The organism is Paraburkholderia sp. NPDC080076, from assembly GCF_050281145.1.
In the GTDB taxonomy this organism is placed as follows: Bacteria; Pseudomonadota; Gammaproteobacteria; order Burkholderiales; family Burkholderiaceae; genus Paraburkholderia.
Genome location: NZ_JBNNWQ010000012.1, coordinates 22,300 through 41,420 on the forward strand (window position 1 = coordinate 22,300; position 19,121 = coordinate 41,420).

Annotated in this window: 14 protein-coding genes and 3 pseudogenes; 8 read left to right on the forward strand and 9 right to left on the reverse strand. The window is 61.0% G+C overall.

Annotated features, from left to right (window positions below; all coding sequences use genetic code 11):
- Window positions 1-338: 338 nt before the first annotated feature.
- Window positions 339-665 (reverse strand): annotated as a pseudogene (locus ACQKRQ_RS34655) (IS3 family transposase); the annotation flags it as partial.
- Window positions 662-1,045 (reverse strand): annotated as a pseudogene (locus ACQKRQ_RS34660) (FMN-dependent NADH-azoreductase); the annotation flags it as partial. The pseudogenes ACQKRQ_RS34660 and ACQKRQ_RS34655, both read right to left, overlap by 4 nt.
- 802 nt (window positions 1,046-1,847) lie before the next feature.
- Here ACQKRQ_RS34660 and ACQKRQ_RS34665 point away from each other — a divergent pair.
- Window positions 1,848-2,150, forward strand: coding sequence for a DUF4148 domain-containing protein (locus ACQKRQ_RS34665; RefSeq protein WP_427482011.1), 303 nt, complete (start codon window positions 1,848-1,850; stop codon window positions 2,148-2,150).
- 349 nt (window positions 2,151-2,499) lie between these two features.
- Here the strand turns inward: ACQKRQ_RS34665 and ACQKRQ_RS34670 are convergent, their stop codons facing one another.
- The 4 genes from ACQKRQ_RS34670 to manD are packed head-to-tail and all read right to left on the reverse strand — an operon-like array spanning window position 2,500 to window position 7,029.
- Window positions 2,500-3,345 (reverse strand): GntR family transcriptional regulator, encoded by an 846-nt coding sequence (locus ACQKRQ_RS34670; protein ID WP_427482013.1) that lies wholly within the window; start codon window positions 3,343-3,345, stop codon window positions 2,500-2,502.
- Window positions 3,346-3,378: 33 nt separating this feature from the next.
- Window positions 3,379-4,677, reverse strand: coding sequence for an MFS transporter (locus ACQKRQ_RS34675; RefSeq protein ID WP_427482015.1), 1,299 nt, complete (start codon window positions 4,675-4,677; stop codon window positions 3,379-3,381).
- Window positions 4,678-4,728: 51 nt separating this feature from the next.
- Window positions 4,729-5,766, reverse strand: coding sequence for an L-idonate 5-dehydrogenase (locus tag ACQKRQ_RS34680; protein ID WP_427482016.1), 1,038 nt, complete (start codon window positions 5,764-5,766; stop codon window positions 4,729-4,731).
- Between the two features lie 54 nt (window positions 5,767-5,820).
- Window positions 5,821-7,029, reverse strand: a complete 1,209-nt coding sequence (gene manD / locus ACQKRQ_RS34685) for a D-mannonate dehydratase ManD (RefSeq protein ID WP_427482018.1) — start codon at window positions 7,027-7,029, stop codon at window positions 5,821-5,823.
- A 95-nt stretch (window positions 7,030-7,124) separates the two neighbouring features.
- Here manD and ACQKRQ_RS34690 point away from each other — a divergent pair, with 95 nt between their 5' ends.
- Entirely contained in the window at window positions 7,125-8,594 is a 1,470-nt protein-coding gene (locus ACQKRQ_RS34690; protein WP_427482019.1) for a mannitol dehydrogenase family protein, read from the forward strand.
- Window positions 8,595-8,630: 36 nt separating this feature from the next.
- On the opposite strand, the gene ACQKRQ_RS34695 is transcribed toward ACQKRQ_RS34690, so the two are convergent.
- The gene (locus tag ACQKRQ_RS34695) at window positions 8,631-9,752 is read right to left on the reverse strand and encodes a lactonase family protein (RefSeq protein WP_427482021.1); all 1,122 of its coding nucleotides are present in this window, start codon (window positions 9,750-9,752) and stop codon (window positions 8,631-8,633) included.
- A gap of 167 nt (window positions 9,753-9,919) precedes the next feature.
- Here ACQKRQ_RS34695 and ACQKRQ_RS34700 point away from each other — a divergent pair, with 167 nt between their 5' ends.
- From ACQKRQ_RS34700 to ACQKRQ_RS34715, 4 genes are read left to right on the forward strand one after another with little or no spacing between them, the layout of a single operon-like run.
- Entirely contained in the window at window positions 9,920-10,957 is a 1,038-nt protein-coding gene (locus tag ACQKRQ_RS34700; protein ID WP_427482022.1) for an ABC transporter substrate-binding protein, read from the forward strand.
- A 60-nt stretch (window positions 10,958-11,017) separates the two neighbouring features.
- Window positions 11,018-12,514, forward strand: a complete 1,497-nt coding sequence (locus ACQKRQ_RS34705) for an ATP-binding cassette domain-containing protein (protein ID WP_427482024.1) — start codon at window positions 11,018-11,020, stop codon at window positions 12,512-12,514.
- Entirely contained in the window at window positions 12,511-13,461 is a 951-nt protein-coding gene (locus ACQKRQ_RS34710; RefSeq protein ID WP_427482026.1) for an ABC transporter permease, read from the forward strand. The genes ACQKRQ_RS34705 and ACQKRQ_RS34710 overlap by 4 nt, the downstream gene beginning before the upstream one ends.
- On the forward strand, window positions 13,458-14,405 hold the full coding sequence (locus ACQKRQ_RS34715) for an ABC transporter permease (RefSeq protein WP_427482028.1): 948 nt from the start codon (window positions 13,458-13,460) through the stop codon (window positions 14,403-14,405). The genes ACQKRQ_RS34710 and ACQKRQ_RS34715 overlap by 4 nt, the downstream gene beginning before the upstream one ends.
- Before the next feature lie 568 nt (window positions 14,406-14,973).
- Here the strand turns inward: ACQKRQ_RS34715 and ACQKRQ_RS34720 are convergent.
- Both ACQKRQ_RS34720 and ACQKRQ_RS34725 read right to left on the reverse strand, forming a co-directional pair.
- Entirely contained in the window at window positions 14,974-16,194 is a 1,221-nt protein-coding gene (locus tag ACQKRQ_RS34720; RefSeq protein WP_427482029.1) for a hypothetical protein, read from the reverse strand.
- Between the two features lie 378 nt (window positions 16,195-16,572).
- Window positions 16,573-17,418, reverse strand: a complete 846-nt coding sequence (locus tag ACQKRQ_RS34725) for a transglutaminase-like domain-containing protein (RefSeq protein ID WP_427482031.1) — start codon at window positions 17,416-17,418, stop codon at window positions 16,573-16,575.
- A gap of 379 nt (window positions 17,419-17,797) precedes the next feature.
- Here ACQKRQ_RS34725 and ACQKRQ_RS34730 point away from each other — a divergent pair, with 379 nt between their 5' ends.
- Window positions 17,798-18,730 (forward strand): MBL fold metallo-hydrolase, encoded by a 933-nt coding sequence (locus ACQKRQ_RS34730; RefSeq protein WP_427482033.1) that lies wholly within the window; start codon window positions 17,798-17,800, stop codon window positions 18,728-18,730.
- Between the two features lie 125 nt (window positions 18,731-18,855).
- Window positions 18,856-19,073, forward strand: a pseudogene (locus tag ACQKRQ_RS34735) (DUF746 domain-containing protein); the annotation flags it as partial.
- Window positions 19,074-19,121: the final 48 nt, after the last annotated feature.

Genomic DNA, 19,121 nt, shown 5'->3' on the forward strand with positions numbered 1-19,121 from the left:
GTCATATCCACTGCGACCCATTCACCCGTGATGCAGCAGTACCTTCAGGGGTGACACTTCAATCCTCAGATGCGGTTTAACAGGTTTGTGTTCCTCAACCGTCCCTTGCTCAGCTTGGAGGCTCATCTTGGCGTACCCGCTTCAGCACAAGCCCCGTTTCCCACGGACTACGTCACCTTGCCAGTGTCGGCAAGTCACCGCCGCTTCGGCTCACTTCCTCTCGCAGCAGAGAGAGGGCATGCCCCGGTACGCAACGTCAATTTCTCCGGGTACTGCATTCCAGACATGCTCAAGCAGCTTCACCCCCATACGGGCGGGCTACGCTGGCTGGGCGTACCGTACGTGAAATCCAAAACCCACAGCTGGTTTGACCGGTCAGCCCTGAACTGACGGTTGACACGATCCGGCGGGCGTGGTGCCGAAACTTCGGGGATGGTAGTACGCACTCGCTTACCGCGAATCACGCCGCGCAAACCCCGTAGCTTCATCAGCCGCTCAACTGTGCAACGTGCCACTGCGACACCTTTCCGCTTCATCTGCTTCCAGACTTTGTCCGCGCCGTAGACCCGCATGCTGTCCTGCCAGAAGCGCTTGATCTGCCGCCGCAAAAACTCGTCGCGTTTTGCGCGGCCACATCGCGGCGACGGATCGTGAAGTTGTGCAGACCTTCCGGACCACTTTCCGTATAGCGGAATGTGACCCGTGCGCGGGCAATCGCGTCGAGCCAGCTTTTGAGTTGAACGGTCACGCCGAAGGTATACATTGGTGCGCCGATCACTAACACGTCAGCGCTTTGTACTTCTCCAATCAATGCATCGTCGATGGCTACGCGAGCAGCTTGTTCGGCATTACGTTCCTCCGGCGCGGTGAACAACGCGGTAAGGGCAAACTCATCGATATGTTGGAGCGGTGCGCTGGCAAGGTCGCGGCGGATGACTGTCGCGCTGTGCGTCGTCATTTTCAGCCGGGATACGACAATGTCAGCGTGGCGGGTCGATTCCGATCCAGTGCCACGGGCGCTGGAATTGATTTGCAGAATGTTCAATTTAATTAACCTCAAGCAAGCTTCCCTGTTACGAGAGAGTTTTTTCAGTTCTGAATCGATGCGTTGGTTCCCTGCAAGTCCCCCATGTGCGACAGGTTGCACGGCACGCCCCCTGTACCCCTTTGCAGCATCGGCATCGCTCTGCCGGCTGCGGCTACTTCCGCACCTGCCGTTGGGGCTGGAAAACAAAGAGCCCGCGACAGCCGAGGCTGGGCGGGCGAAGCTCGCGACAGGTGACGCACGAGCGAGGAGACACGGTGGTTGCTTGGCCCGGAATCGAGCCGCGCGCTACCATGGGATCAAGATAGACGGACGGCCCAAAAGAAACCATTCTACGAACGGTCGCTGCAGTGTTCCGTATGTATGCGCGCCTCGCGTGAGCATTCGCGGCGCGCTTTCCTGACCTGGCTGCTAATAGCGGGGCGGGAACAATGCTTGCGTGTCGCAAGGCAGGTCAAAAGGAGCCTGACACGGCCGAACAGCACAAACCCGGCGAGAAGGTTCAGACGTCTGGGATCTATAAGGGTGAATGAAGGTGACGGTGGCTCCGGCTTCGAAGTGACGTGTGTCGAAGGCGAGCATTTTCCCCCAACGCGCAGCGGCAAGGGTGTGCGCTACGAGTTGGTTCACGGCGCGACGCACTCGCACAGCGCAGCGAGCTTGGCAGCGGCGACATGTAGGTATTAGCCGGCAGCAAGACGGCATCGTCACTCGAAGGACGAAACGACTCGACCACGAGACGCCGGGCGCGGCGGCACGCCACTGGGCGGGGCTGCCACCGTCGTAGGGAAGGACACATACTATGAGAAGGGCGCCTGGAATACGGTCAATACTTTCAGCTCTGGTGCTTTTGCTCGCCGGTTGTGCCGTCAGCGGCAGGCCGTATGCCGGGCCGCACCTCAGTCCAACAGAGTGCCGCGACCTAGCCGCGCTCAGGACCAACGCGCCCCCTACGATGGCGCAACACCATAGCGAACTGGCTGCCCTGAGGAAAGCGGGCTACAACCCGTCACCGTGGTATGACGATCCATACTACCCGGATGACCTACAAGCGGCACAGCGCCTGGTCGACTACTGGTTCCAAACGGAGTGCCAGCAGCCTTAACCCGGTTGAGAAGTCAAGGTGAATGCCAACCCCTGCAGGCTTAGCGGCGCGTACTACCTGCACGTCGCATCGCGGTCGTGATCCCTCGGTGCGTGCTGTGGAAATCATCCAAGGGTTCCGCGCTCAACGAGTCCATCCGATGCGGCACAGTTTTGATTGGCCAGTTGCGCTGGCTGCAAGGCTTGAGGACTGAAGCCTGCCTATCCAAACGTAGAAGCGCATGACCCGAGCCGGCGTCGCTCCCCGAAAGTCTCTCTTCGACTCGATTGTAGACAAGCGACTGATTTCGACCGAAGGGTACTCCGGCCAGTGGTTCTGGGAGACCCGAGCACTTCGTTCATTCGACACTTCAGGGCACCAACGCGACGAGTTGCGTCTCCTCCGGTTCGAACCAGTCAGGATTTAGCTCAGCGACTGGCCCGAGGGACACCAGGATCTCACGCAGATGGGTCCGCATCGCCTCTTCAGCAGCGTCGGGGTCGTGCGCCTTTAACGCATTCACGATGTGCGCATGCTGCTTGATCAGCAAGTCGAGCGGCGAGACCTCGTGCAGGCTTAGGTAACGCACACGGTCCATTTGTGCCTTGATGTCCTGAATGGTGTCCCACGCCGCCACACAATCGATTGACTGCGCGATCAGGAAATGGAACTGTTCATCGCACGCGAGGAATGCGGCAGTATCGTTGGCCTTCGAGGCAGCTTTTTGCTCACGCAGATTTGCGGCGAGGTCCGCTAGCTGTGCATCGGTGATCGCGACCGCCGATTTGCGCACGACCGCCGCTTCGATCGCTTCACGAATAAATCGACCCTCGCGCACTTTGCGCGGCGATATCCGCTTAACAAACGTGCCGCGCTGCGGCAGCACCTGAAGCACACCTGCCTCCACCAGCTTGATAAACGCTTCACGGACTGGTTGCCGGGATACCTGAAACATTTGCGACACCTCCTTCTCCGAAAGTGGTGTGCCGGGTGCAAGCAAGCCGGTAAAAATAGCCTGACGCAGCGAGCGGAAAATCTGCTTGCCGATCGGCTCATGGGATTCCAGGGAGACGCCTGCGATTGCGCCGGGAAGCGACATATCTGGCAAATCACTTGATGCACCACGCAACCGCGGCAGGCCGGCGGCCGGACGGGCTGCCGCGGCACCCGCCACACTGTTTCGCTGCCGGCTGGCGGACAAGCTCACATTTTTCATTGTTCAAGACGCCGTTAAACTGATATTCCAACACTACCATACTAGTTTACGTTCCGCCGGATCTTTTTGCGCTCTTGGCTCGCGAATCCAGATTAGCGCGCACAAGGCTCCCAGCACGGCAATCGCTCCGGCGAGAACGAACGCGCTTCCGTAAGCGCCATGCGTCGCCTGCACGATAAACCCCGTCACCGCCGGCCCGATCACGCCCGCGAGATTGGCAAGGAGATGCACGAAGCCGCCGACGCCGCCGACATTCTCGCGCCGCACGGTGTCCTGGATCACCGCCCAGTAGACAGAGCCAGTGACATACAGGAAAAAGATCGAGACGGACATCAGCGCGACCGCCCCCTCCATACTCCGCACGCGCCCGGCAAATGCCACACATACCGCCGCGACGCCGAGGCACACGGAAAGCACGATTCTTCGGGACATAAGCGGCTTGCCGGTCAGGCGCAGGATAAAGTCGGTGATGAAACCGCCCGCCGCGAGTCCAATGCTGCCGAGCACCCACGGTATGACCGTCGCAATGCTCATATCATGCAGCGACATATGATGAGCTTCGGTCAGGTAGGTCGGAAACCACGACAGGAAGAAGAACAGCACATAGTTGTATGCGAAAAACGCAAACGCCGTGGCGAGAATGAGCGGCTGCTTGAGATAGAAACTCAGGCCTGTCTTCTTGCCCGCGGGCGCGTGTTCGAGCGACGATGCCTGCTGCTGACCCGCGACGATCAGCTCGAGTTCAGCGTCGTTTACACGCCTGTTCTGCTGCGGGTGTTCCGTCGTGGTAAACGACCAGAGCACAAGCCAGGCGAGCCCGAACACCATGATGGCGACAAACGCCCAGCGCCAGCCGAACTGGATCGCCATATAGCCGACAACCGGCCCTGCTAGCGCGCCGCCGAGCGGTGTGCCCGAACTGATCACGCCGATCGCGCTCGCGACCTCGCGGCGCGGAAACCAGTTGTTCACCATCTTGCTGTTCGACGAACTGAATGGACCCTCTCCCATTCCAAACAGCACGCGCAGGACGATCAGCGAGACAAGGCCGCTCGCGAGCGCGGTCGCGCCGCAAAAGATCGACCAGATACCCATCGCACCGCCAAAGACTTTCTTCGCGCCAAATTTGTCGGAAGCTACGCCGCCGACGAAGTTGAAGAGCGCATAGCCGACAAAAAAGCTGCTAAACACGATGCCCATCTGCGCATGAGAGAAGTTCAGGTCCTTCTGGATGAGCGGCGCGGCAATCGAAAGTGCCGCGCGGTCGAGATAATTGATGACGCCTGCCAGAAATAGCAGGCCGACGACGAACCATCGCTGGCTTTTGATCATGACATGTCTCCGGTACCGCCTCTTCTTTGCCGGGCGCAGTGGACTCTCAGGTTAGTCGAAGTGCAGATGCACTTTCATCGACAGGTTGCGGTCGTGCGCCACTTCAAATGCGCGGTTCGCTTCTTCCAGCGGAAACGCGTGCGTCATGAGCGGGCGCAAGTCGATCTTGTGCGCGCCGAGTTCTTCGGCGGCAACCGCGTATTCATCGGTAAAGCGGAACGACCCCTGGTAGCGAAGCTCCTTGGCCATCACCAGATTCGCCGGTACCGGCGAGTGTCCCGCCGGCAGATTGCCGACCTGGATCACCGTGCCGCCTGCGCGCGCTGCCCGCAATGCCGTATCGAGCCCGGCAGGACTACCCGAAGCTTCGAGTACGACGTCGAAGGTGCCGCGTTGCTGCGACCACTTGTCAATGCGAGTCTGGTCATTGGCGAGCACGGTTTCGTCCGCGCCGAGCGTCGCCGCCATCTGCAGCGCCTTGTCGGCAAGATCGACGGCGACGAGATGGTGCGCGCCCGCCCGGCGCGCCACCGCCAGCAGAATGCAGCCAATCGGCCCGCAGCCGACGAGCAGCACCTTCGCACCGACGAGCGAGCCGGCCAGACGCAGCGCATGCAGCGCGACGGCAAGCGGCTCGGCCATCGATGCCATCGCGAAGTCGAGCCCCTCAGGCACAGCTACACACTGGCGCGCGTCCACCGCGATGAACTGGCGGAACATGCCCTGCATATGCGGAAACGTTGAGGCACTGCCCATGAAGCGCATGTTCAGGCAATGATTCGGCATGCCCTTCACGCAATAGCGGCACGTCCCGCAGTTAAGGCCTGGATTGACCGCTACGCGCTGGCCGACGCGCAAGTCGCTCACGCCCTCACCCAATGCGGCGATTTCACCCGCGACCTCATGGCCTAGCACGAACGGTTCACGCACAGCGAAGTCGCCGCTCTTGCCCTTGAAGTAATACGACAGGTCAGATCCGCAAATGCCGCCCGCGCGCACCCGAATCTGCACCTGGCCCGGCTGCGGTTGAGGGGCATCGAGTTCATCGATGAGGAGTTTTTGGGGTTCGTGAAGAACGGCTGCCAACATGGTGCTGCTCCTTTGTGTCTTGATGCGGTGCGGCCGCGACGCAGCCGCATGAAATCACCAGTTCCAGAGCGTGCCGTCCTCAAGACGGGCGACGGGGAGATACGCGGGATCGTAGGGATACTTCGCGGCAAGCGTTTCATCGATATCGACGCCATGACCCGGCGCTTCGCCCGGATGCATCATGCCGCGATCGAACGTCCATGCATGCGGGAACACCTCGAGCGCTTCCTTCGGAAAGCCCATGTATTCCTGCACGCCGAAGTTCGGCACCCACAGATCGAAATGCAACGCCGCGCCCATGCAGACCGGCGACAGATCCGACGGACCATGACAGCCCGTGCGCACCTGATAGAGTGAAGCGAAGTCGGCGATGCGCTTCAGGTGCGTGATCCCGCCCGCGTGTGTGAGCGTCGCGCGAATGTAGTCGATCAACTGCTCTTCGATCAGTTGCTTGCAGTCCCAGATGCTGTTGAACACCTCGCCCACCGCGATCGGCGTCACCGTGTGTTCGCGGATCAACCGGAAGCCGGCCTGGTTTTCGGCGGGCGTCGGATCTTCCATCCAGAAGAGCCGGTACGGCTCGACCGATTTTCCAAGCCGTGCCGCTTCAATCGGCGTGAGACGGTGGTGCACGTCATGCAGCAAATGCGACTCAAAGCCGAACTTGTCGCGCACGGCTTCAAAGAGCTTTGGCACGAAGTCGAGGTATTTTTCGCTGGACCAACTCTGCTCCTCCACGCCGCCTTTGGTCGCGGGTTCGTACATGCCGTTGCCCTTCGACACGCCGTACACCGAGCGCACGTTTGGCACACCGCACTGAATGCGGATCGCCTTGTAGCCCTCTTCGATGTGTTCGCCGTAGCGGTCCAGCGCTTCGGGAATGTCGCGGCCCGTGGCGTGTCCATAGACCATTACACCCTCACGTGACGCGCCGCCGAGCAACCGGTACAGCGGCAAGTTCGCCACCTTGCCGAGAATGTCCCAAAGCGCCATGTCGACGGCGGCGATAGCCGTCATCGTCACGGGACCACGCCGCCAGTACGCGCCCTTGTAGAGAAATTGCCAGATGTCTTCGATGCGGCCCGGATCGCGCCCGACCAGCAACGGGCAAACGTGATCTTTCAGATACGATGCGACGGCAAGCTCACGGCCATTGAGCGTGGCATCGCCAATGCCATATACGCCCTCGTCCGTCACCACCTTCAACGTGACGAAGTTGCGGCCGGGGCATGTGACGATCACATCGGCGCGGACGATTTTCATGGGGATTTCCTTGAGTGGCATTCGTTGGAATCGATGCTACCATACAAGTATAGTTAAACGTCAACCGCGGGTATTCCCGCTCCCCGGATCTCGAGATGACCGCCAAACCCACCCTGGGCCGCGCTGCCCTTCCTTCTTTGACCGAACACCTGATTTCGCCAACGTGGCGCGAACCGGCCATCGGTATCGTCCATCTCGGAATCGGCAACTTTCATCGGGCGCATGAAGCGGTCTATACCGAAGAAGCGATGCGCTCGGCGGGGGGCGATTGGGGCATCTGCGGGGTGACGCTGCAAGGCGATGTCAGCAAGCGCGACGCGCTGATGGCGCAGGATGGTCTTTACAGCGTGGTCGAGCGCGGCCCCGAAGGCGTACGCGTCACGGTGGTTCGCGCGCTGAAGGAAGTGCTTGCGATGCCGCACGACCGAACGCGGCTCTTCGCGCTTCTCGCGGATCGAAACGTGCGCATCGTTTCGTTGACGGTCACCGAAAAGGGCTACTGCCGCGACCCGCAAACCGGCGATGTGGATCTGAACCACGAAGGCGTGCGCCACGACCTCGCGCGTCCGGACGAACCGTCGACCGTCCCTGGCATTCTGTGCGCCGCGCTCAGACTGCGGCGCGACGCCGGGACGCCGCCCTTCACCGTGCTCTCTTGCGACAACCTCTCGCACAATGGCGCAGCGCTAAAACGGGTCGTCTGTTCGTTCGCGCGTGCGCTAAGCACCGAACTCGGCACGTGGATCGAAACACAAGTCGCATTTCCGTCCACGATGGTGGATCGCATCGTGCCGGCCACCACCGATTCCGATCGCGACGCCGCTCGCAATATCCTCGGCATGGACGACGCCGCGCCGGTTCCTTGCGAGCCATTCCGCCAGTGGGTGATCGAAGATCACTTTCCGACCGGACGCCCCGACTGGGAGCAAGCCGGCGCGCAACTCGTCGACGACGTGATGCCGTTTGAACTCGCCAAGCTGCGCATGCTGAACGGCACGCATTCGACGCTCGCCTACCTCTCGATGCTCGCGGGCTTCGAGACGATCGACGAAGCCATCGCGCACCCTCAGTTGAAAGCCCTGATCCGGGCGATGATGACGCACGAGATCGCGCCGACGCTCGACGTACCGGCCTCTTTCGATTTGCTCGCCTATCGCGACGCGCTGCTGGCACGTTACGCGAATCCGGCCCTCAAGCACCGCACGGCGCAGATCGCCATGGATGGCAGCCAGAAGATTCCGCCGCGCCTACTGGCGACGATCGAAGCGCGTCTGAACGCCGGCCAGTCGATCGAGCGGCTCGCACTCGCGGTGGCCGCGTGGTTCGTGTTCTTGCGCGGTCACACCGACGACGGCAGACGCTACGCGATCAGCGATCCGCTTGCCGCGTGCCTCACCGCCAGCCTACCTGACGATCCCGAGCAGCTCGTCAATACAATGCTGGCCATCAAGGAAGTGTTCCCGCCCGAACTCGCATGCCGCGAGGATTTTCGCCGTCCGCTGACGAACGCCGCGATGCTATTGCAGCGCGGCGCACGCCAGGCCATCGACACCGAACGACACTGATCGAACTTGTCGCGCCAATCATCACACTAGCGCGCTTTAAGCGATATCAAAGCGCGCGGCCTTCACACACATTGGCGTGCCCACAGCGACAAAATCGACCTGCTCGGCGGGCTCGCCGGTCGTGGGATCGATGCGGTAGACCGCCAGCCGGTCGCTGTCTTGCAGCGCGACAAGCAGGAAGCGTCCCGTGGGCGACAATGCAAAGCTGCGCGGCGTCTTGCCGCCGGCGCCGCATATCGACGCCGAGACAATCTTCCCCGTCCCTTCCTCCAACCCGTAGATGCCGATGACGTCCGCGCCTCGAATCGACGCATAAAGGAAACGGCCGTCCGCTGCGATCTGCAAATCCGCGGGCTGACCCGCGCCGGGGTTTTCGGGCAGCACATCCACCGTTTCGAGTAATGAAAGCGTGCCGTTGCCGGGTTCATAAGCGAGACGGCAAACGGTCGAATCCAGCTCGTTGACAACGTAGGCTGCCACGCCGTTTGGATGAAAGACTAGATGGCGCGGACCCGCGCCCGCCTTCATGCGCATCGCGGGCACGCCCGAAGATTCAAGCCGACGGCAATCGACGTTGGTCCGATACGTGACAAGTTCGTCAGTGCCCAGATCCGTCGCGATGGCAAAGCGGTTATCGGGACTGGAGACGACGCAATGGGCATGCGGCACGCTCTGCCGGTCCATCCTCGGCCCGCTGCCAGTATGCGCGAACGCGCTCGACGGAAGGCTCAAACCACCGTTATCCAGCATTGCAAAGCTCGCGATCTGTTGTCGCGGCGTCTCCGCTGCCGTCTCATGACCGTAATTGGCAACGAACACCATTTCCGCCTGCCGGTCGACGTTGCAAAAGGCCGTGAGACTGCCGCGCGTGGGTTGCCGGTTGATGAGCGCCAGCGCCCCCGACATCGGATCGATGCGGTACGCGCTGACGGCCCCCTCGGGCTCGCCGAATATCTCGCTGGTCGCATAAAGCAATCCGCGATGCGCAACCGCGGCGAGAAACGTCGGATTGGCGATGTCCGCGGTTTCAGCGAGGAACTCGAGCCTGCCGGTCGCTTCGTCGAAGCTGTACGTGACGATCCCCCGACCGTTCGCCGCAGCGAAATGCGGCACGGCGCGATTCAGGCATCCGACGAAAACGAGCGTTCGTGTATTCATGGGACGAGCATATGGCGTGCATGAGAAGAAGACCATCTTCGGTTAAACCCTACTTGTATGGTAGTAGAGTTCAACACTAAGATGCAATCACTGCCTGATTCGCCAGCAAGCGCCCTGAGATCGCGATTGGCCCATAGCGGCGGTCCATTACTCCTTAGGAGACAAGCATGTTGCTCAAGAAAGTCATCCTCGCCACCGCGATTGGCTCGGCATTGATTGCCGCTGGCGCCTCGGCCGCAGTTGCGACGGGCGATACGTCGAAAGACAAGATCGCGCTATCCAATAGTTATGCAGGCAATACATTCCGCCAGCAGCAGTTGAAAAGCTGGGCGCAAGTGGCCACCGACGCGAAAAAGGTCGGCACGATTGCCGATGCGCCGGCGTTCACCACGGCGGAAAATCAGGCAACGGAGCAGGCGCAGCAGATCCAGAACCTGGTGTTGCAGGGATACAAGGCGATCGTGATCAACGCAGCCTCGCCTACCGCGCTGAACGGCGCAGTAAAACAAGCCTGCGCCGCCGGCGTGATCGTCGTATCGTTCGATGGAATCGTCACCGAACCCTGCGCATACCGCATCGCCGCGGATTTTCATCAGATGGGGGCAGTACAGGTGGACTTTCTCGCGAAGAAGCTCAACGGGAAAGGCAACATCCTTGAAGTTCGCGGGCTGGCCGGCGTCTCGGTCGACGATGAGATTCATCGCGGCATCGTTGACGAAGTCAAGAAATACCCCGGTATGAAAATCGTTGGATCGGTCTATGGTGCGTGGACCCAGACCGTCGCGCAGAAAGAAGTGTCGGGTGTATTGCCATCGCTGCCGCAGATCGATGCGGTCGTGACTCAGGGCGGTGACGGCTATGGCGCGGCGCGTGCGTTCCAGGCCGCGGGCCGCAAGATCCCTACGATCATCCTCGGCAATCGCCAGGAAGAACTTGCATGGTGGAAAACACAGGGCGTCGACAGCTATCAGACGATGTCGATCGCGGCCGATCCCGGCTCGTCGACCTTCGCCTTCTGGGTTGCGCAACAGTTGCTTGCGGGTAATCCGTTACCGCACGACATGTCGCTGCCGACCCTCACCGTTACCTCTGCGTCGGTCGACAAGGTACTGTCTTCGACTGCACCGGGAACTGTCGCGAGCAACGTATTCACCCGCGACCAGGTGGTCAAGCTCATCGAGTCCCAGCCGAAGACGAAACCGTAAGCAGGCTTTGCGCATCGCCCTCTGTGCCATTCGAGTCCTTTCCCCGGTCCGGTGTCCGCCATGAATCGTAGCGACAGTATCGAAATTGAAGCACTACACGTTGAGCGGCTGGTCGAACCGCTCATCTCCGTGTGCAACATAGACGTGTCGTTCGGTCTTGTGCGAGCGCTGAAGGACGCGAACTTTCAGTTCATGCGCGGAGAATGTGTCGCGATCGCGGGGCACAATGGCGCAGGGAAGTCCACGCTCATGTCGGTCCTCTCCGGCGCCCGACGCGCTAATGCCGGTTGGATCGAACACGACGAAATCCGGCACGAGCGCGGATACGGTGCCGACGTCGCGCGCGGTCTCGGCGTGCGGTGTGTGTTTCAGGAACTGTCGCTCTGCCCCAACCTCACGATTGAAGAGAACATGCGCGCTATGCATCCGCAGCTAAAGGGCATTGGCTGGCGCAAGCGTGCGCGGCGCATCATCGAGGCGCAACTTGATGCGATCTTTCCAGGGCATGCGCTTTCAGGTACTGACGTCGTTGGCAATCTATCCCTGACCCAGCAGCAGATGGTCGAGATCGCCCGCGCGTTTTCCAGCGTCGACAGCCCGGTGAAGGTCGTGATACTCGACGAACCGACGTCCAGTCTCGACAAGTACACCTCCGAGCAACTGCTCGCCTTCGTACGCAAGGCTGCTGCGAGCGGGATCACAAGCATCCTGATCACCCATATGCTCGGCGAGATGCTGCGCTGCGCGGACCGGATCATGGTCATGCGCGATGGCAGCGTGGTGTCGACTCTGAGCGCACACGGGCTAACCAAAGACGCGATCATCCGTGCGATGGGACAGTTCGTGGAAGGCGATGCGACTTCCGGGCGCGAGCGGCGAGCAACGACGCAATCGGGTGAGGTGTATAGATGGACCCTTGGCCCGAAAGAGCGAACCGCGATGGAAGTCCCGCACGGAAGCATCGTCGGCCTCGCGGGGCTCGCAGGACAAGGGCAGACCGACGCGTTAAATGAGATCTATGCCAAAGCCCGCAGGCGAGGCTCGCATCAGCGCGTCGCCTATGTTGCCGGCGACCGGCGCGCGGATGGCGTCTTTCCGGACTGGACGATCGCCCAGAACTTCGATATCCGCTCGCTCTTCGACCGCGCACGCGGGTCATGGATCAATGTGCAGCATCTTCAGGCGTTGTTCGATGCGTGGGCGAAGAGGCTCGACATTCGCGGTGCCGCGGGCAGCGCCAATATCCTTGCGCTGAGCGGCGGCAACCAGCAGAAGGTGCTGTTCGGGCGAGCGCTGGCATCGGACGCGGAACTGGTCCTCATGGACGATCCAATGCGCGGCGTCGACATTGGCACGAAGCTGGAGATCTACCGGCTACTTCTCGAGGAAGCCGCCAAAGGCCGCACTTTCGTCTGGTACACCACTGAAAACGATGAACTCGCGTACTGCGACAAAACCTATGTTTTCCGTTCAGGCCGGATCACGCGAGAACTGAGTGCGGCCGAATGTACCGAAGAGGCACTGCTCGCGGCCAGCTTCGAGGAGGCGACAGAATGAAAGCAGTCCTGAGACCGCTGCGTGGGCCGCGCGATCTGCGCTCGATCCTGCCGTTCGCATCGCTCGTCGCGATTCTCGTGCCGATGGCGATCATCCAACCTAACACGCTCAGCTATTTCGGTGGCGTCATGCTGCTGAACCTTGGCGTTCCAATCGTGTTCGCCACCCTCGCGCAACTCGCCGTGATTACGGCGAACGAACTCGATCTGTCGATTGGCTCTTTCGTCAGCCTGGTTGCCTGTATCGGTGCGACCTTACTACAGAGTTCGCCGTGGTTCGGTGCGCTCGCGCTCGCCGGATGCGTTGTTCTCTACGCGCTGGTCGGTGCGCTGATCGAGTACCGTCGCATATCGTCTGTTGTCGTCACGCTCGGATTGTCGTTCGTCTGGAATGGCATCGCGGTCCTGCTCCTGCCGGCGCCTGGTGGGAAAAGTCCGGACTGGCTTGCCACGTTGATGGGCTTCCAGTCGCCCGTCATTCCGGCACCTCTACTGTGGACCGTCGCGATCGCCATCTGCATGCATTTGTTCCTGATGCGTTCGTCGCATGGCGTGGCCTTGCGCGGCGTCGGAGGAAATGCCCCTGCGATGCGCCGTTTCGGCTGGTCAGTGATACGAGCAAAGGCGACTCTCTTCGGATGCGCCGGCGTGTTCGGCGTCTGTTCCGGCCTGACATTGCTCGGGCTGACGACTTCCGCAGATGCCAATATCGCGCTGCGCTATACCTTGTTGTCGGTGGCGGGTGTGATTCTAGGCGGCGGCGAGTTCGTCGGCGGCCGGGTGTCTCCGATTGGCGCCGTGCTCGGGGCCATCACGCTGACGCTGGCATCGTCGTTCCTTTCCTTTTTGCAGGTCGCGCCGCAGTGGCAGATCGGCCTGCAAGGCGCCATTCTGATCGCAGTGCTGTCGCTGCGTCTTCTGGTTCGAATGAAGGAGCAACGCAAATGAGCAAGGCCTTTTCAATACGCCAGGCCCCCTGGTTCTGGTCATTCCTCGGCGCTGTTCTCGTCGGCATTGCGGCAAGCGTGATGTTCGGCCTCGGCACAGCGGGCAGCATGCTTTCTACGGCATCGGCGTTCGTCGTGTTTTCGGTCCTCGTCGGATTGGGACAGATGCTGGTGATAACAAGCGGCCCGGGCAATATCGACCTGTCGATACCCGCCACCATTGCACTGAGCGGCGGCGTCGGCATGCGCGTGATGGCGACGAGCGATCACTCTATCGTCATTGGCATTTTCGCGGTGGTCGTCACAGGCGCACTGATCGGCTTGTTCAACTATCTGTTGATCCGCTCGTTGCGCATCCCACCGATCATCGCCACCTTGTCGTCGAGCTTCGTGCTCCAGTCGTTTGCGATCAGCCTCGGGCGCGGCGGTGCCGCGCCGCCGCCGGCGCTCGAAGACTTTGCACTCGCTCGCGTGGGCGGGGTCTCGGCGCTGGCGCTCATCGCGCTGATCATTACCTCGCTCATTGCCGTCGTCCTGTTCAAGCTGGTACAGGGACGCAGCTTGTCGGCTCTTGGCCAGAACAGGCGTGCCGCGAACCTCGCCGGGGTCAGGGTGGGCGCGGTGCACTGCCTGACGTACGTGAGCTGCTCGGTGCTTGCCGCCATCGCAGCGCTTCTGCTCGCCGCATTTTCCGGCGGTGCGACGCTGGACATGGGCGCTGACTACATGTTGCTATCGGTCGCCGTCGTCGTGATCGGCGGCACGCTCGTGTCGGGTGGCCGGCCGAGCGTCACGGGAACCTGGAGCGCCGCATGCTTCCTCTTTCTGATCAACGCTCTGCTCAATGCAAGTGGGGCCGGCGCCGGACTTCGCGCAATCGTTTATGGAGCGTTGATCATCGGGGTAACAGCCATCGCGACTGGCCCCGCAGACGCTCGCTCGTAGAGCGGCAACACGAAGCTCGAACAGGTGCAGCGGTCCCACCGACCGCATTCAAATCGCGAGTTCGTCTGGAGGCAAGCAACTCGGGTTGCGAGCATCTGCTGGTCGCGAGAGTTCGTGGCCGGAGCCCGCTGTATTAGCAGAATCCGGTACGAATCGGCACGTCGCGGTCAACCAATCAAGACTATCGGGATTCCCGGCCGCGCTTGTTGGCAACTCATCGCGACTCCTCTATTGCGTGTCTGCTCTGGGCGGTGCTACGGCCACATCGACAAGATTCGCCACCGTCTCTTCCTGGCCCATCTGTCGGACGCCGGTATCCGATTCACGCCTGCACCTGACTTCGTTTTTCCTATCTGCTGATGGGTGACACGACTGTTACGCGACGACTTCGAGCGATGATTGCCGGATCGCCAAACTCGATGCCGCAGCTGATTACGTGCTGAGGACATCAACGATGAGGCGTGTCGCGTGGCACGCTTCAACCACCTACCGCGGTTGCCCAAAGGCCGGCGGGAGCCGCGCGGTCAGCGCGGCAGGAAAGGGCTTGCGGAAGTGTCTGCGCTGCAATTCATTCGAGCGGTCCGAATGGACTCGCGAACGGATTTGTTCGGGGTGCGGCGACAAAGCCCGCGTCGTTGGCGTTTTCCGGCACAACCGCAATCTCAGAGATCCACACGAACGGCGGTCCTTGCTTCAGATCCCTTGAATCACTAAGCAAAGTCCGTCGCCCGGTCTGCGGGTCAACCCGGAAGAGCAGGGTTGGTTCGGCGGCCCTATTCGCCGGGTTACCCGCGCCAACGATTATTCCTCCCGCCCTCGGCTGCTCCAGGGCAATGCCGGAAAGGCGCCACCCAAGCGGTCCTTGCGCAGCATTGTCGAAATCGCTGAGGACAGCACGGTTCCCGGTATTGGGATCAATTCGCAGAAGCAGATTTCTGGGGACGGGCGCAATTGACGACCCGTGCGAATTGACCAGGATCTGCCCGGAGGGCTCGACGGCAATGCCGGTTGAAGGTACCAGGTCGGTGGCACCCTGGGCCGGGCTGTTGAAATCGCTGAGCAGCGATCGTTGACCCGTAACCGGATCGACCCGGTACATGTCTCCTACGTCCCGGCTGGGGCCGACGGGGACGAACCACGTGACGCTTGCGAGCACCGCCCCGGTTTTCTCCAGCGCGAGGTCGGTAAAGTACGCGATGCAACAATTGAACACATCGCCCTGAGCCGGGTTCGCGAGATCGCTGACCATAACGCGGGTGCCCGTCAGTGTATCTATGCGAACAATTGACCTCGGAGCGCCACCGAATTGCGGTTGCGCCCAATTTGTCATGAGACGTCCGGACGCATCCACTGTCGAGCCAAAGACGTCTCCACGAAATGGCCCGGTGGTGAAGTCGCTTACGAGGGTCCGGTTACCGGTGCGCGGATCGACCGCGTAAATGCCGGTAGTAGCAGCGGCGACGAATATCTGCCCGCGTCCTATGGCGACACCCGCGAGAAACGATCTGTCCACAGGCCCTTGTGTCGGATCCAGAAAGTCGCTGATGATAGTGCGGGCGCCGGTATTGGGATCCACAAGAAACAGCTTGCTCGCACGAGCGTCGACAACCAGGATATCGCCTCCATGGATAGTAGCAGCCTGGGCGAGGTTGCCTGCCAGCAGAAGGACGCAGAGCACGCCGAGCCAAGCGCGAAGGAAGCGCCGACAAGAGACGCGACATGGTGCTTTCCAACTTGAGCCGGCGATGCTGTGGCCTAGCACCGTGATCCACTTTGTCGCGTTTGCCATCACTATTCTCCTTTTGAACCGTGGCGCGTGGAAGCCCAGGAGGTCGAGCACCGTAAGGCGTACTTCTAGCGTATGAAACTGGCGGTCATTTGCAAGGTTGTGAACTGCTCCAGCAATGTCGGCGCCGGAAGACGCGTTCGGGCGGCCTGCAGCGGAGACGCGCGCCCCCCTCCGTCGCACACAGCGAGCAGGATCAAAGGACAACTCCAGCCAAACCGAATTTTCTCGTGATGGTTTGCGCCCCAATTCGGGGCGTAGTAGACGGCCGCGTAGACCCGTTTGATCATACGCGGCCCAGAACACAGCAATGGCTTGCAACCGAGCCGGGCATCACGGCGAAAAAGTTGCATGACCGTGTCGTCGCGATGGCATGGCGATCTATGTCCGGAGGCTCGCTCGCCGCAGGTCGCTCGAGGGTCCATTGTCCGGCTCGCAGACGACCGTGAATTTGCTGAGCAGCGACGGGCCAAATGTATTGCTGATCGCGACATCGGCAGCATCGCGGCCGCGCGCCATCAGAATCCGTCCCGTGCGCGGAGCGTTGTTACGCGGATCGAACGTCTCCCAGCCGTTGCCTAAATACGCTTCGAACCATGCGCAGAAATCCATCGGCGCGTAGGGAGGTGGAAGCCCCACATCGCTGATATAACCCGTGCAGTAGCGCGCCGGAATGTTCATTGCGCGGCACATCGCGACTGCCAGGTGCGCGTAGTCGCGGCAGACGCCCGCACCGTCCTGCCACGTCTGCCACGCCGTTTTCGTCGGGCGGGCGCAGTTGTAGTCGAAGCGGACATGGTTGTGCACGAAGTCGCAAATCGCCTGCACGCGACTACGTCCGAGCGGCGTCTGGCCGAAGAGTTGCCACGCACTCTCGGAGAGCAGATCGGTTTCACAGTAGCGGCTGCCGAGCAGGAACATCATGCATTCGTCGGGGAGTTCTTCTATCGTATGTTGATAGTCGCTGGAGCCGGGTAGCTCGTGATTCGGCGGCACCTCGAATACGCCGCGTGCCGACAGCGTCAGGACGCCTGGCGGCGCAGTCAGACGCGTGCAAAGGTTGCCGAACGTGTCCTGATACTGCCGCAGCGGAACCGACGGTACGGTGTTTATGTGATCCGGAACGAGCATGTCCTGTGCACGCGAATAGTGCGTGTTAAGCATCAGAAGCATCGGCGTCGGTTGCGGACACTCGTACACCAATTCGTAACCCACGCGAAGTCTCATTCCATCACCTTTATCGGCGGCAGTGCCGGCGCCTGACTGACGCCTTGACGAAAGTGAGAGCAACGGCCGTTCCCGAAGCGGCGTTCTCCACCCGATGCCGGATACGAGCGACGCCACAAAGCTGCCACTTGCCCCTCCGTATTCGTTTCGAGCTCCGTACTGACATTCACGGGGCCCTCTCAAACTCGTCGATTGTTGCCGTGCGAACAACACGCTGAGCACATTCGCGACCCTACTGGCAGTCGCCCCCGCTGACTAGAATCAGTCTCACGGTCGTGTCGAAACGCGAGCGATACGAAGCGCGCAAAACTCGTGCTCGTGTTCGTGAACTGCGCCGCCCAGTAAGGCTTACCCCACTTAATTAAGAGGACTATTGACCATGAGCGAAACAACCCGCAACGTGCAGCCGGTCACCGCCTGCCTTGGCAAAGAAGGTTCAGGCGAACTCGTGCCTTCCCGCTACGCCGTGCGCGTGGGTGACGTCGACGTCGTGCTGATCAGCGATGGCGTTCTGCCGCTGCCGACCTCCACCATGTCCACTAACGTGAGCGAAGCGGACCGCAACGAATGGTTCGATGGTCGTTTCCTGCAACGTGACATGTTCGACTGGGCGCTGAATATCGCGCTCGTGCGCAGCGGCGAACGCCTGATCCTGGTCGACTCGGGCGTGGGCGACGGTTTCGAATACTTCACGCGCGCCGGTCGGTCGGTGATGCGCCTGGAATCGGCTGGCATCGACCTGGCTGCGATCACCGATATCGTTATTACGCATATGCACATGGATCACGTCGGCGGGCTGAACGTTGATGGCGTCAAGGCCAAGCTGCGTCCGGACGTGCGCATTCACGTGTCGGCCGCGGAAGTGGAGTTCTGGAAAAATCCGGACTTCAGCAAGACGGTGATGCCGGAAACCGTTCCTCCCGCACTTCGCAAGGCTGCCGCAACGTTCGCGGAACTCTATCGCGAAAACATCGTGCGGTTCGATCAGACCGTGGAAGTCGCAGCGGGCGTGTCGGCGCGCGTGACGGGTGGACACACGCCGGGGCACTGCATCGTGGAGGTCGCATCAAACGGCGAGAAACTGACGTTCGTAGGGGACGCGATTTTCGAAGTCAACTTCGACAATCCCAGATGGCAAAATGGCTTCGAGCACGAACCTGAAGTGGCTGCGGATGTGCGTATCGCGCTCCTCAACGAAGCCGCCGAAACTGGCGCTCTGCTGGCCGCAGCGCATGTCGCGTTCCCGTCCATTGGTCACATTGCAAAGAACGGTGAAAGCTTCCGTTTCGTGCCGGTGCAGTGGGACTACTGATTGAAGCTCGACTATCAACCATCGTCGCATAGATCGCGCTGACGATTGTCAAAAACCCGCCATGAGTTCACAAGACTCGCGGCGGCTTTTTGCAACCGATCGCCCGCCCGCGCTGTGGCAGCGGCCACATTACCGGCTCGGGATTCCGGACGCGCCTCATCGGTCGACTGCCGATGTTTGAGCGTCAGACGTGCCGGCGCTACTTCAGCCGCACGGTCGACACGCCGCCGCGAAGCACCTTAAGAAACTCGATCTGTTCGTGCCCCGGTTGTCGCAGCTGTTTTCGTTCCTTGATGCCGCCGAACTATTTGGCAGCCTGTCGACAGGCATCGGGAAACGTGTGGCGCGCACCGCGACAGTCCGCTTAGTGCAACACAATCGACGTCTGCAC